Raw genomic sequence first — 12,678 nt, 5'->3', positions numbered from 1 at the left:
GCTTTAGAGAATCAGTAAAAATTAAATAGAAAAATATGAAATTTTCAAAAACATTAATCGCAGGATTAGTTATGATGATTGGAGTAAATACTTTTGCTCAAAAGAAAGTAGAAAAGTTTGAAAAATTGGAAATTGAAATGTTCCCTAAGGCAAAAGATGGATACAAGCAAGTTTATATTCAGCTTCCTGTTGCAAAAAACGAACAGGATTTAAAAGTTGAATATTTTGTAGGAACAGAAAAGATGTTGGATTGTAATAATTATTTTTTAATGGGTAGTGTAAAGTCTCAGGATCTTCAGGGATGGGGTTACAATTATTATGAAGTAGAATCCAATGGAGAAACTGCGGGAACTTTAATGGGTTGTATGAATAAAAAAGCAACAAAAAAGTTCGTTTATATCAAACCTGACATTGTAAGATACAACAGTAAATTACCATTGGTATTTTATGTGCCAAAAGACTTAGAAGTACGTTATAGAGTTTTACGTCCGGATGCTGGAATGAAGAAAGCAGTTCAGAAGTAATTTCACTTTATTCTTATAAATACAAACTCCTCAGATTTCTGAGGAGTTTTTTGATTGATGGATTTGCTTGTTATTTAGTCACGAATGTTCGAATGATCTTTCTGACATTAAACTTTGAAGATTTGCTTATTTTTTATAAATAAAATTTCATCAGAAATTTCTTTTATTTCATTTACATAGTGACTTATAATGAAAATCATTTTTTCTGATTTCAGTTTTTGTATTAAATCCTGAATGAACTTTTTGTTTTCTTGATCAAGTGAAGAAGTTGGTTCGTCTAAAATTAAAAATTGTGGATTGTGATATAATGCACGCATCCAACCAAGTAACTGTTTTTGACCACCAGATAAATTAACTCCTTCTTCCCCAACTACAGTTGAAAAACCTTGGGGAAGTGAGACAATAAATCTATCAAAACCAAGTGAAAGTAGCTCTTGCAGTTTCAGTTCATTAACCTGCTTATCAAGAATAATGTTTTCTAAGACATTTCCATTAAACAGCTGTACATTTTGTGGGACAACTGCAGTTAAGCTTCGCCAGCTAATTATAGAAATATCTTTTAAATGAATGTTTTTATTGACTATTATTTCTCCATTTTCGGGGAGGTAATTTTTTTGCAAAATTTCTGTCAAAGTTGTTTTACCATTTCCGCTTTCTCCTAGAAGGCAGGTTATCTTTCCTTTCTGTAGAAAAAAGGATATTTGATTGAGCAGCTTACTTCTTCCATTAAATCTAAAATCAATATTTTTGAGATTAATATCTAGAATATCAGTGATTTCTAAACCATCTGTTTTTTCTTTTTCCAAAGAAGAATACTCAAACATTCTTTCAAAGGCTACTTTGGCCTCTTGTATAGGAATAAATATCAAAGCTAGATTCGTAATTGAAGAAAGTAAGGAACTGGAAATACCTAAAATTGCTATTAACTCACCTACCTTAATTGTATTATTTAAAACCTGATAAGAGGAAAAAATAACAATGAATAAAAGGAAAAAAACTAAAATTATTCCAGAATACATTGAAATGGTTAGATTAAGTTTTCCAAGTTCAAAAATTTTTATTTGGAAAAGACCAAAAATAGTCTCATTTCTTCTAATGAAGACATCTTGTTTAGAGAATCCTTTAATTACTTCTATCCCTCTGATACTGTCTATGTAATTAGCCTCATTAGTACTGTAAGATTGCATTACAGCTCTCTGAGCATCAATGATTTTTTTATTAAAACGGAAGATGAGGTAGAAAATTAACGGTGAGAAAACAAGACAAACTAAAGCAAGTTTCCAAGAGTAAAAGAAAAGAAATATTATTGCTATTAAAATACCTAAAACATCAACAGCTGTATTAGTAATTAACTGCTTAATAACCGTTTGAATTCTTTGCGTATCATTAAGCCTTGCAACAAAATCTCCAATCTTTCGACTATCAAAAAATAGCTTTGGGAGATGGAGTAAGGAGGCATAAAATTTATTATTAATCCTTTTATTAAATGATTGATTTTGTTTAATAATGTAAAGCTCCCTAAGGGTATGAATAATTACTTTAGCAAAAAGAAGCAATCCAAGGAATAAAATGTTCAATAATAAGACCGATGTTTTATTCTTTGGGAGAATGTCATCGATCAATTTCTGTGAAAAAATGGACATCGTCATTCCTAACAAAGTAAAAATAACTCCAAGAAAGATAATAGTATAAATAACTTCCTTATCTTCTTTAACCAGACTTTTAAGCCATTTCTTTTTCTCTGTATTTGTTTGTTTTCTTTTCTGAAACTGATCATTAGGTTGAAGAATAAGACAGGCTTTGGACTTCCATACTTCCTCCAAATATTCCTTCGTCCAATGTTCTAGACCTTTTGCAGGATCTCCGATAAGAAACAGATGATTTCCATCATGATTGTAAGAATAGCATATAACATAATGTTCAAGTTTTTGATCTATAATAATATGTAAGATGACTGGTTTTTTATGTTCAATAAGTGCATTGAGATCAGCTTGACATCCTTCTGCATCAAAACCGATTGAATTAGCGCATTGATGTAATCCCAAAAGAGTGGTGCCTGCTTTAGTGGTTCCACTTTTTTCACGCAAAGTTTCTAGTGAGATAGCCCCGCCATAATAGCGTACCAAAGACTGAAGACAACCAACTCCACAATCAGTTAAGTCCTTCTGAAGCGAAAATGTTTTTTTTATAATTTTATTTTCTTTCATCAATAGAATGTGTGATTTTTTCTAACTTTATAGCTCCTGAATTTCTTTTAATTAATTGGTTGTTTTTATTATAAACTAAAAAATAAGGAACAGAGTTCATTCCCAATTTTTGATAGAGCGTTGCCATTTCGTCATAGCACCAATAGACATTAGGAATTTTATCCAGATTGTATTTTTGTGCAAACTGCTTGATGTTCTCTATAGGCTCACTGGCAATCCATATCCATTGAATATTTTGATACTTATGAATGTTTTTTGATAATTCCTTTGCTTCTACTTGACAGAAATGACAGGCAGGGTTAAAATAAACTATAATTTTAGTCTTATCTCGGATTAAATCATCTTGTGTAAAAGAACTCTTATTAATTGTCTTAAGATAAAATGTAGGGAGGTTTTTTAATGCATCTATTTTTTCTTTTTTTTCTTGGAAGTTTAAGAATAAATAAACGATTAAGGTTATTAATAGAATAGGAATAGTGATGGCAAATACTTTTAAAATTTTCATCATTTTTCATTTTTAAGATTAGTAACAGATTGTGGAAGAGTTTTAGAAATTATTATATAAGCTCTAAATCCTGAAGTCTGAATTTTAGATTTTAATACTGTGCGGTTAGTATAAAAAAAGAAACTACAACTACCCAAAAGAATAGAGCAGCGCCATAAGTAATGGATATTAAACCTAAGGATTTTGGAAAGCTGATTTTATTTTCTGAAAGTTCCCAAATCCCCCAAGCTAGAATCCCCCAATAAAATAATTCAAAGAGGTTGACTAGTTGTAAAGGGTAGGCCAACCACTTTTCCGTTGATATATATTCTCGGATGTTTATTAAAGAAATCGGATAATACATTTGCAGTGTTTCCATTGTGTAATCTGTATCTATCCAATAAAAGTTGGCAAACTTATAGAAACCGGCAATAACGAATACAACCTCTGCAATTAAAACCAAACTTAGTAAATCTGAAAATTTTATATTTTCTAAACCAGGTAAATCTAATAGTTTAATAAAGTTTAAACAAAAAACAACCATTGAAATTTTGATACTAATAAATAATGGAGTGATTATATAGTTGATCCACCTCCATTTTTTCTGACCTTCTATATAGTTTTGTATTACCTCATTAGGATAGTCTTTAGCAAGAAAGTCTATTATTTTTGAACTTGTAGTAATAAAACTCCTATCCAGATATAAAAGCAGAAAATAGCATGCAAGTATACTTATGAAAAGTATAAAATTTTCATTTTTTCTTTTTGCTTTCATTAATAAAGTGCATAATAGATAAAACTAAAAAACCAATACCACTTATCCAATTAGAAATCTTAATTGGCTTTTCTGATAATTGGAGAATGATATTAATAATAGATACAGCTAAAAAAATGTATTTTGTATAAAATTTGTTAATCATAATTTGTGATTTTTAACGAAAATTTTAAACTGAGACTATATTTAATATAGTCTCAGTTTGATTATAAGAAAAATGCGGTACAAGAAACTATGGCAATTCCAACGCCTATACCTGTTGCGGCAGTAGCTAAACCATAACCGCATCCAACTCCAGAGAGAAAGGCTCCCCAGCCTCCTTCTCCTTGAATATATTCCATTGAATCTAAACTTAATGTTTTCATTTAATATAATTTAAAAGTTAATAATAATTATCTTAAAATACACAGCTGTATAATAAGGCTGCTCCAGCAGCTGTTCCAATTCCTGAGCCAGCTAAAGCTGCACCAACCCCAATTCCTAAAAAAAATAGTGCTGAGTTTTGATTACACCATCCTTTTCCCTGGAGACCTTCCATTTGTGAAATTTCTAATTTTTTCATTTTGTGAATTTTTAAAGTTTAATAATTTTTTTGTCATATGACTTTGACATTGGTTTTTTGCTGATCAACTTTATATTTATTTTTTATATTGTACACATACAAAAAATAGAATATTTGTATTTTCTCCTTCACAAACATACTATGATAGATAGCATTAATTAGAAAACGTTATCCTTAAATTAGTACTTAAATTTACTAAGGGTAGTTTCTAAGGGTTGTACTTGTTTGGTTTTTAGATGTTTGTAAATTTAGAACGCTATTGTGTTTTACTTCCAAATTTTGTATTTAGACTAGCTAATTAATAGCTTGACCAATGATTTTATTATTTCTTACACTTTTTCTCAAACAAATTGTCATTGCGTAGTAATATTCTCATCTATTTTTGTAAATTACATTTCTAAATTACATTGTAAGTATCTGTAAATTAAACTTTTAATGTAATTTTTCATAGATATAATTTGTTTTATTTTATAACATATTGTGTAAATTGATTTTAAATGAAAAATATTAAAAAAGAAGAAGTCAGTATTGCAAATGAAATATTAAGTAATGCTTTTTTCGATAACAAATCTGTTAATTATATTCTTAAAAGAAAACATGATACATTACTAATTTCGAGGCTTATGACATATTCCATTAAGAAAGCCCAGTTATGTGGCTCTATTTGGCTAGATGATAAGAATAATGCTTGTTGTATTTTAATAGATCCTTTACAACCTAAAGTAAAAACTTTATATTCTTTATGGCTTGATGTTTTACTTATTTTGCAGGTTGTAGGTATAAGTAATATAAAAAAAGTAATGCATAAGGAGCGGGTTACTGAACAATTCTTACCAAAAAGCCTAAATTATATACATCTTTGGTTTATTGGTGTTGACATTAAAATGCAGGGAAGAGGGATAGGTTATAATTTTCTGAATGAAATTATTAATTATTATAAGGGAAAGAAAGATGCAATTTGCTTAGAAACCTCGACACTTGTCAATCTACGATTTTATAAAAAATTAGGTTTTGAAATTTATCATAAAGAAGACTTTGGTTTTGACTTTTATTTTTTAATAAAACATCTATAAATATGTTTGGAACAGAAATTCATTTTATTACTTTTATATTTATATGCTTGCTTTCTCTTATATTATTGTTTGTAAGTATAAGTATGTATGGTAAAAAAAATGTTCTGACTTTTGATATTCATTTTTTACTTTTGACTTTTGGCGTACTTTCTAATAATGTTAGTTCGGGACTTTTACCTGATGAAAATTTAAATATAAATATTCTTTCTCAGAACATTATTGCTTACACTATTGGCTTCATTACTATTGGATATTATGTGTATTATCTAACTCAATATTACAAACTTACTTTTCGTAAGTATATACATTTAAATTATGTTTTTATTTTCCTTTCAGTAAATTTAGTAGTAGGATTTATTATTCCTTATGCAATTACAAATGATTTAGAAATCTCACGGAAAGTCTTTCTCGTTTTACCTATTTCCTTTATAGTGTTACTGATTTATCGATTGTGTAAAACTAATGGGAAGGATTATTTGAAGGCTAATGATAAATATGAAAGGTTTCATATTTTTGCTGGATTTATGGGGCTTTTTAGTGTTATTTCGGTTCCGTTTACAATGTTGTTTTTAGGGGATAATCAGTCTGTAGAACAAACTTTCTTTACTGTTGGATATTTAGGGATTTGTATCGAGTATTTTTTTAGTAAGAATAATGTTCAAGAGAAAAAATCAATTTTTTCTTCTGCTTTAACTGAAAGGGAAAAAGAAATATTTAATCTTATTACTAGTGATAAAAGCATAAAATATAATGAAATCAGTGATAAATTAAACATCTCTGAAAAGACCGTATCAGCACACTTATCCAACATATATAAAAAAGTAAATGTAAAAAGCAAAAAAGAACTTGTTGAAAAAATGAATGGTTATATGTAATTTCTTATTTATTTGCTCAGATATTAATTATAAAATACTTTATTATATATGATGATATTGTTGTTCTGATATCAAAGTCAAATTAAGTATTAAACTCCTCACTTTAATAAGAAGTTTTTTGTTCGATATACATGAGAAAAAATAAGTGTAGGGATTTAATAAATCCATATAATATCAAATTATTTTACAATTAAACCATATTTAAACGATTGTTTAAAAAACACTATTAAAGGCTGATCAACATTGAACATCTTTTAAATTCACAGCTTCGTAGAATTATCTTAGACTATTTAACATTTTTTTGCATTATATTTGTTGTAAACATGAACCATGAAAAACAATTTATTGATTTTTACCCTTGGTTTTTTTGTACTTCCAGCTTTTGGTTGGGCACAATCGGCGCCGGACTTTAAGGAGCTTCTGGACAGTGCAATGGTTCGGAATTCCGATCTCAAAATGCAGGTCACCCAAAATAAACTCACTGATCTTGACGAGCATAAACTGAAGGATATCTTTCTTCCTACTTTAGAATTAAGCGGGCAAGTGGGATACGTAAATGCAACAGCTCGCCTGACCTCTCCTGAAATTAATCTTCAGCCTTTTATACAGATTCCTGAAGGAAGGTATAACAACAATCTGAATATTTCAGGTTTCTCAGGTATTGCAAAAGCGGATGCGAAGATGTTGGTGTATTCCGGAGGTAAAGTAAAATACCTGAAAAAGGCGAATGAAGAAAAGAAAGTATCTGAAAATATTCTTCTTGAAAAAACAAGAGATGAAGTCGTAGCGAGTGTTTCCAAAGCATATGATCAGCTGGCTTTGATCCATCAGTCTAAAAATGTTCTGGATGAAAGTAAAAAAAGACTGGACATCAACAGGAAAACAGCAGATAAAGCGTTGGGGTATGGATTAATTACGCCTTATGACCATAAAAAGATTGAGCTGGCTCAAGCTACATTAGATGCTAAAATTGTAGAGTATGAAGGTAAAAAAGAATTGCTTCTCACTCAGCTTTACATACTGACAGGAATTAATAAAGAACGACTTCGTTTAATAGAGCCTGTTTTATCTCCGGTTGAAATGCTTTCACAGGAAAAAGGAATCGAGCAAAGAGCTGAAATCCGTGCATTGGAACATGGGATTGTAGCCGCAGATTATAAAATAAAAGCAGAAAGAACATGGATGATCCCAAAGGTTCAACTGATGGCATCAGCATATTACATCGGATTGTATGGAAGCAGGGTTAAAACATCGGAAAATGTAATACCGGCAATTCCAGCCCTTGGATACGAAGGAGCAAGGCTGGATTGGAGACCTACAAATATTAATATTCTTCCTTTGTTTACTGCGGGGGTTGGTTTTAAATGGGAAATCTTTGACGGAAAAGAAGGTAAGCATGCAGAAGAAACAGCCAGGATTGGAAAAGAGATCTTACAGAATAAAAAGGAAGATGCTCTAAAAAAACTGACACTGAATCTGGCTAATAATCAAACCAATTATGATATTGCTACTGCACAGATAGCCTTGAAAAGTAAAGAAAAAGAATTGGCTAAAAATGCTCTTGTACAAGCTGAAAAAGAATTCAGATATGGAATGAGCAAATCATCCCAGTTGATAGAAGCTGAAAGTGATCTTGAAGTCGTAGAACTGGAATACCAGAATGCTATTTTTAATCAGCGAAGAGCCGGAATAGAATTGATGAGGTCTACTCAAGAACTGGATATTGCGAAACTTTATTAAACCCAACTAAAATTAAAATGATGCAAAAAAATATCTCTATACTATTTGGTTTTCTGATTTTATTGGGAAGTTGTGCTCAAAAGAAAGAAAATCTTAATGATTCAGAAGGAAAAACAAAAAAAGATGTTGTTTCCTTTGCTCCAAAAGTAACCGGAAGAATCTTGAAAATATATGTATCAGAGGGACAGACTGTAAAAAAAGGGGATACCCTTGCTTTGCTTGATGTTCCCGAAGTTTCAGCTAAAATAGCTCAGGCACAAGGTGCTGTAAACGCAGCAAGCGCTCAGGAACAAATGGCCAAAAATGGAGCAACTGCTGATCAACTGAGACAATTGCAGGCAAAATATAAAGGACTAAAAGAACAATATGATTTTGCGCAAAAATCTTTTACAAGAGCATCCAATATGTATCGTGACAGTCTGATGTCACCTCAGGCCTATGATGAGGTATATGCTAAAATGCAGGGTGCAAAAGCACAGTATGAGGCTGTAGTAGCTGAGCTTGACGATGTGAAGAGAGGAACCCGTTTTGAGAAAGTGGAAATGGCTGCCGGACAAGCCTCCCAAGCAAAAGGAGCTTTACAGGAAGCTAATGTAGCCTATTCAGAACGTTATATCATCGCAACCAATGATATGGAAATAGAAACCATAAGTCTTAATGCAGGAGAGCTGGCTACAGCAGGTTTTGCATTATTCAATGGGTATATCCCGGAAAGCACTTATTTCAGGTTCACCGTTCCGGAAAGTGAAATATCAAAATATAAAAAAGGACAGACAGTCGGATTGCAGGTGGTTTATAATAAAGAAACCTTGGAAGGGACTATTTTATATATTAAACAATTAACAAGATATGCAGATATTACGACTGCATATCCTGACTACCAATTACAAGATGCGATTTATGAGATCAAGGTAAAGCCAAAAGATATGAATAAAGCCAAAAATATCCTGGTTAATGCCAATGTGATCCTGAAATAGAAATAAATTAATGAAAGAATTTTTCCGCCTTTTAAAACGTGAGTTTATCATGTTTACTAAAAACTCAACCCTAAGAACCGTATTTTTTGTGGCTCCGCTTTTCTATGCCACTTTATTGGGGTTTGTTTATAAGAGCGGAAAAGTAGAACATACTCCAGTTATTGTAATTGACAGGGATAATACTCCTTTATCTAATCAATTGGTGGAGATGCTTCAGGATAATAAAGGGATCAGGGCTCTGAAATATATTCAGGAGCCTTTAAGCATCAAAGATGAGGTCATCAAAAACGAAGCTGCAGCAGTAGTGATTATCCCATCCAAATTTGAGGCGGGGATGCTTCAGAAAAAATATCCGGAACTCAATGTATATATCAATACCGGGAATGTTCTGACGGCTAATTTTGCTACAAAAGCTCTTCAGCTTACCATAGGAACTTTTTCGGCCGGAGCATCAATAAAAGCACTTCAAAAGGCTGGAATGCCTGCAACCCGTGCTGCAACCCAATTTGAACCTTTTAAAACCAATTATATTACGCTTTTCAATACCACAAGTAATTACCTTATTTTCATGTGGCCAGCGATGTTGGCTGTGGTTTTACAACAGGTGATTTTGCTGGCGATGGCAGTAAGTTTTGCTGCCGAATTTAAAGGGGGTTCTTTCGTAAAAGAGTATTATGGAATGAGAAAATGGGCGTTCCCAACCATGCTGATCAAAGTAATTCCTATTTGGGTATTTTCTATTTTGATAGTGGGGATGTATTACTTTATGCATATGATCTTTAAAGTTCCAATGCCTCAGGGAATTTTTAATTTTATTGTTCTCACTGCGGTTTTTGTGGGATCAGCATCTTTTTTAGGTGTCTTTATCAGTATTTTAATTCCGGATGCATTGAAGGCAACACAGATCTTAATGGTTATCGCTTCTCCTGCATTTATAATCAGTGGATTTACGTGGCCTTTGAATGCGATGCCTGCCTTTGTGCAGTTTATTGCGAATATTATTCCTCTTACACCATTCCTACAGGCTTTCAAAATTTTATTGATCCAAAAAGGTTCCGTAGAGCTTACTTTTCCTTATCTTAAGCATTTAAGTATTCTCGTATTGATCTACGCTTTTTTAGGGTGGATTGCTCTAAAAATAAAGTTATGGTTGGTCTTCAGGTATGTAAAACCTGAAAATCCAAAAGAAGAAGATTCCTTCGAAGAAATAGGATAAACAAAATGTAAACTCACCCAATAACTCCACCTCATAACCCGCAACGCTCATCTCGCACCTAGTACCTCGCATCCCACACCTCGTACCCCGCACCCCGTACCTCACACCCCGTACCCACCTATCACCGCCGTGTTTTTACGGTTTTTTCAAAAGGTTATAAAATCATGAGAAAAAACTGATATCTTTGTTTTTCGAACAATTAAACAGACAATGGAAAACGTATTTGATGCAAAAGTTGCTCAGAATTATATCAATAGAATAAATAATCTTATTGAAGATACTCACGGTATTTGGGGGAAAATGATGGTGGATCAGATGTTGGCTCACTGTTGCGTTTCTTACGAAATGGTATATGAACCTGAGAAGCATAAAAAGCCGGGCACAATCGCAAAATTCATTTTGAAGAATTTTGTAAAGCCTAAAGTGGTAAGTGAAAAAGCTTATCCAAGAGATTCTCCTACAGCACCACAATTTATGGTTGTAGGAAGAAGAGATTTCGAAGAAGAAAAGAAACGGTTAATAGGATTTATTCAAAAAACTCAACAATTGGGAGCGGAAGCTTTCGACGGAAAAGAATCTTTTTCTTTTGGGAAATTAAAATCTCATGAGTGGAGCAATATGTTTGCAAAGCATTTGAATCACCACCTTGCTCAATTTGGAGTATAACTCTGAAAATAGGCTTATACTTAAAAAGCTTGATTAGTAAACTGATCCCAATAATAGTTTACAAAATCTGCCCTATTGAAATTGCTATTGTAATATTCAATTAAAATCAAAAAACAATATGAAAAAACTTTTATTACTCCTTATTCTCATCTCTAATTGTGTCTTCTCTCAAATGCCTAATATATCCAGTGTCTGGCTCAATAACAGCAAAGGGTATACAGGTACCATTGGAAGTAATAGGGAGGCCATAAAACTGAAGATTAATATTTCTGAGCAAAACAGGAAGAACGATCAGGAATATTTTGTTTCAGGGTATTCTCTTGTAGATAAAAATTACACAAAATTTGAAGGTAACCTGATCATTACCAAGTATAAGGATACTAAGAGAAAAGGAACGGTTTATGGCGAATATGAATTGGCAGAAGAGAATAAAGGCAAGCATTCCGGTCTTTTCAAAGGTAAATTTGTATATACTTTTAAGTGGAATAAAACCAATGAAAAAATAGAAGGACAATATATTGAGTTGATAGGCAACTGGAAAAGTTATGATGGAAGTCTTGACCTTAAAACACGCTTAACCAATCAATAGTATACACAAGGAGAATTGTTTGGTAGGTGTAAATCAGCTTTAAATAAAAAAATAAATATGAAATTAGGAGTATTTTCAATCAGCTTGAGTGTAAAAGACCTTCAGAAGTCTAAAGATTTTTATGAGAAATTAGGTTTCAGTTCTATGGGAGGAAATATAGAGCAGAATTACCTGATCATGAAAAACGGAACTACGCTCATTGGTTTATTTCAAGCCATGTTTGATGGAAACATGCTTACTTTCAATCCTGGATGGGACGAGAATGCCCAGAACCTTGAATCTTTCGATGATGTTCGTGACATTCAAAAGCATTTGAAGGAAAATAATATTCAACTTGAAAAAGAAGCGGATGAAACAACTTCCGGACCTGAGCATATTTTTCTTAAAGATCCGGACGGAAATATGATTTTAATAGATCAACACAGATAAGAATTCATATGAAGATTTTAAAAGGGATAATGATCGTATTGGCAGCAATACTTATTCTCTGGCTTGCTGTTGCGGCTTTAGTTTCAGGGGACTTCAAATATGAAAAATCTATTAGCATTAATGCACCTGCTGAAAAAGTATGGCAGAATACCAATACACTGAAAGCAATGGATCGATGGAGCCCATGGAACCAACTGGATGCAGGAATGAAAAAAGACTGGACCGGAGTTGAAGGACAGCCAGGCGAAAAGATGTGCTGGAGCAGTAAGAACAAGAAAGCAGGTGAGGGATGCCAGGAAATTAAAAAAATAGATGCTGTAGGTAAGAGAATAGATACTTCAATTCGATTTCTGACTCCTTATGAAAGTGAGGCTGATACTTATGTTATTGTGATCCCACAAGGAAACAATACTAAAGTAACCTGGGGATTCACTTCAAAAATTCCATATCCTTTTACCATTATGAAGTTGTTTATGAATATGGAGGGTGCTATTGGTAAAGATTATGAAAAAGGGCTTTCGGCATTGAAAGAGCTTTCTGAAAAACCTTAAGTACGTACAA

General features: G+C 32.2%; 15 protein-coding genes. 10 read left to right on the top strand and 5 right to left on the bottom strand.

Translation table 11 applies throughout. The features are described 5' to 3' along the window. The first annotated feature begins 35 nt into the window (after window positions 1-35). Window positions 36-524: an ecotin family protein gene (locus JHL15_RS15505; protein WP_200247170.1), complete on the top strand. Its 489-nt coding sequence runs from the start codon at window positions 36-38 to the stop codon at window positions 522-524. A gap of 107 nt (window positions 525-631) precedes the next feature. Here JHL15_RS15505 and JHL15_RS15500 read toward each other — a convergent pair whose 3' ends face one another. The 5 genes from JHL15_RS15500 to JHL15_RS15485 all read right to left on the bottom strand — a co-directional run bounded on the left by JHL15_RS15500 (window position 632) and on the right by JHL15_RS15485 (window position 4,552). Continuing rightward, complete coding sequence (locus JHL15_RS15500; protein WP_200247168.1) at window positions 632-2,731, bottom strand: peptidase domain-containing ABC transporter; 2,100 nt, start codon at window positions 2,729-2,731, stop codon at window positions 632-634. Continuing rightward, on the bottom strand, window positions 2,718-3,239 hold the full coding sequence (locus JHL15_RS15495; protein WP_200247166.1) for a redoxin domain-containing protein: 522 nt from the start codon (window positions 3,237-3,239) through the stop codon (window positions 2,718-2,720). Before JHL15_RS15495 ends, JHL15_RS15500 begins: the two co-directional genes overlap by 14 nt. An 88-nt stretch (window positions 3,240-3,327) precedes the next feature. Next, the gene (locus JHL15_RS15490) at window positions 3,328-3,990 is read right to left on the bottom strand and encodes a hypothetical protein (protein WP_200247164.1); all 663 of its coding nucleotides are present in this window, start codon (window positions 3,988-3,990) and stop codon (window positions 3,328-3,330) included. Window positions 3,991-4,196: 206 nt separating this feature from the next. Continuing rightward, window positions 4,197-4,331 carry a hypothetical protein gene (locus JHL15_RS21295; protein ID WP_262895635.1) on the bottom strand — a complete coding sequence of 45 codons (135 nt, stop codon included), beginning with the start codon at window positions 4,329-4,331 and terminating at the stop codon, window positions 4,197-4,199. Between the two features lie 56 nt (window positions 4,332-4,387). Next, window positions 4,388-4,552, bottom strand: coding sequence for a hypothetical protein (locus JHL15_RS15485; protein ID WP_200247162.1), 165 nt, complete (start codon window positions 4,550-4,552; stop codon window positions 4,388-4,390). A 497-nt stretch (window positions 4,553-5,049) separates the two neighbouring features. On the opposite strand from JHL15_RS15485, the gene JHL15_RS15480 reads away from it, so the two are divergent. From JHL15_RS15480 to JHL15_RS15440, 9 genes are all read left to right on the top strand, one after another. Next, the gene (locus tag JHL15_RS15480) at window positions 5,050-5,625 is read left to right on the top strand and encodes a GNAT family N-acetyltransferase (protein WP_200247160.1); all 576 of its coding nucleotides are present in this window, start codon (window positions 5,050-5,052) and stop codon (window positions 5,623-5,625) included. Between the two features lie 2 nt (window positions 5,626-5,627). After that, window positions 5,628-6,500 carry a helix-turn-helix domain-containing protein gene (locus JHL15_RS15475; protein ID WP_200247159.1) on the top strand — a complete coding sequence of 291 codons (873 nt, stop codon included), beginning with the start codon at window positions 5,628-5,630 and terminating at the stop codon, window positions 6,498-6,500. 330 nt (window positions 6,501-6,830) lie between these two features. Next, complete coding sequence (locus tag JHL15_RS15470) at window positions 6,831-8,240, top strand: TolC family protein (protein WP_200247157.1); 1,410 nt, start codon at window positions 6,831-6,833, stop codon at window positions 8,238-8,240. 20 nt (window positions 8,241-8,260) lie between these two features. Beyond that, entirely contained in the window at window positions 8,261-9,217 is a 957-nt protein-coding gene (locus JHL15_RS15465) for an HlyD family secretion protein (protein ID WP_200247155.1), read from the top strand. A gap of 10 nt (window positions 9,218-9,227) precedes the next feature. Further along, window positions 9,228-10,433, top strand: coding sequence for an ABC transporter permease (locus JHL15_RS15460; RefSeq protein ID WP_200247153.1), 1,206 nt, complete (start codon window positions 9,228-9,230; stop codon window positions 10,431-10,433). 210 nt (window positions 10,434-10,643) lie between these two features. After that, the gene (locus JHL15_RS15455; RefSeq protein ID WP_200247151.1) at window positions 10,644-11,099 is read left to right on the top strand and encodes a DUF1569 domain-containing protein; all 456 of its coding nucleotides are present in this window, start codon (window positions 10,644-10,646) and stop codon (window positions 11,097-11,099) included. A gap of 118 nt (window positions 11,100-11,217) precedes the next feature. Then, a complete protein-coding gene (locus JHL15_RS15450; RefSeq protein ID WP_200247149.1) occupies window positions 11,218-11,688 on the top strand; it encodes a hypothetical protein in 471 nt (156 codons plus the stop codon). Window positions 11,689-11,745: 57 nt separating this feature from the next. Beyond that, on the top strand, window positions 11,746-12,117 hold the full coding sequence (locus JHL15_RS15445; protein ID WP_200247148.1) for a VOC family protein: 372 nt from the start codon (window positions 11,746-11,748) through the stop codon (window positions 12,115-12,117). 8 nt (window positions 12,118-12,125) lie between these two features. Next, on the top strand, window positions 12,126-12,668 hold the full coding sequence (locus tag JHL15_RS15440; protein WP_200247147.1) for an SRPBCC family protein: 543 nt from the start codon (window positions 12,126-12,128) through the stop codon (window positions 12,666-12,668). The last annotated feature ends 10 nt before the right edge of the window (window positions 12,669-12,678 follow it).

Source organism: Chryseobacterium paridis, assembly GCF_016595215.1.
GTDB lineage: Bacteria > Bacteroidota > Bacteroidia > Flavobacteriales > Weeksellaceae > Chryseobacterium > Chryseobacterium paridis.
Note: the sequence above shows the minus strand (reverse complement) of the source record. Positions and strands in the feature narration are given on the sequence as shown.

Coding starts and splice junctions, on each gene's coding strand:
- JHL15_RS15505 (WP_200247170.1), top strand. CDS start 36: ATGAAATTTTCAAAAACATTAATCGCAGGATTAGTTATGATGATTGGA.
- JHL15_RS15500 (WP_200247168.1), bottom strand. CDS start 2,731: ATGAAAGAAAATAAAATTATAAAAAAAACATTTTCGCTTCAGAAGGAC.
- JHL15_RS15495 (WP_200247166.1), bottom strand. CDS start 3,239: ATGATGAAAATTTTAAAAGTATTTGCCATCACTATTCCTATTCTATTA.
- JHL15_RS15490 (WP_200247164.1), bottom strand. CDS start 3,990: ATGAAAGCAAAAAGAAAAAATGAAAATTTTATACTTTTCATAAGTATA.
- JHL15_RS21295 (WP_262895635.1), bottom strand. CDS start 4,331: ATGGAATATATTCAAGGAGAAGGAGGCTGGGGAGCCTTTCTCTCTGGA.
- JHL15_RS15485 (WP_200247162.1), bottom strand. CDS start 4,552: ATGAAAAAATTAGAAATTTCACAAATGGAAGGTCTCCAGGGAAAAGGA.
- JHL15_RS15480 (WP_200247160.1), top strand. CDS start 5,050: ATGAAAAATATTAAAAAAGAAGAAGTCAGTATTGCAAATGAAATATTA.
- JHL15_RS15475 (WP_200247159.1), top strand. CDS start 5,628: ATGTTTGGAACAGAAATTCATTTTATTACTTTTATATTTATATGCTTG.
- JHL15_RS15470 (WP_200247157.1), top strand. CDS start 6,831: ATGAAAAACAATTTATTGATTTTTACCCTTGGTTTTTTTGTACTTCCA.
- JHL15_RS15465 (WP_200247155.1), top strand. CDS start 8,261: ATGCAAAAAAATATCTCTATACTATTTGGTTTTCTGATTTTATTGGGA.
- JHL15_RS15460 (WP_200247153.1), top strand. CDS start 9,228: ATGAAAGAATTTTTCCGCCTTTTAAAACGTGAGTTTATCATGTTTACT.
- JHL15_RS15455 (WP_200247151.1), top strand. CDS start 10,644: ATGGAAAACGTATTTGATGCAAAAGTTGCTCAGAATTATATCAATAGA.
- JHL15_RS15450 (WP_200247149.1), top strand. CDS start 11,218: ATGAAAAAACTTTTATTACTCCTTATTCTCATCTCTAATTGTGTCTTC.
- JHL15_RS15445 (WP_200247148.1), top strand. CDS start 11,746: ATGAAATTAGGAGTATTTTCAATCAGCTTGAGTGTAAAAGACCTTCAG.
- JHL15_RS15440 (WP_200247147.1), top strand. CDS start 12,126: ATGAAGATTTTAAAAGGGATAATGATCGTATTGGCAGCAATACTTATT.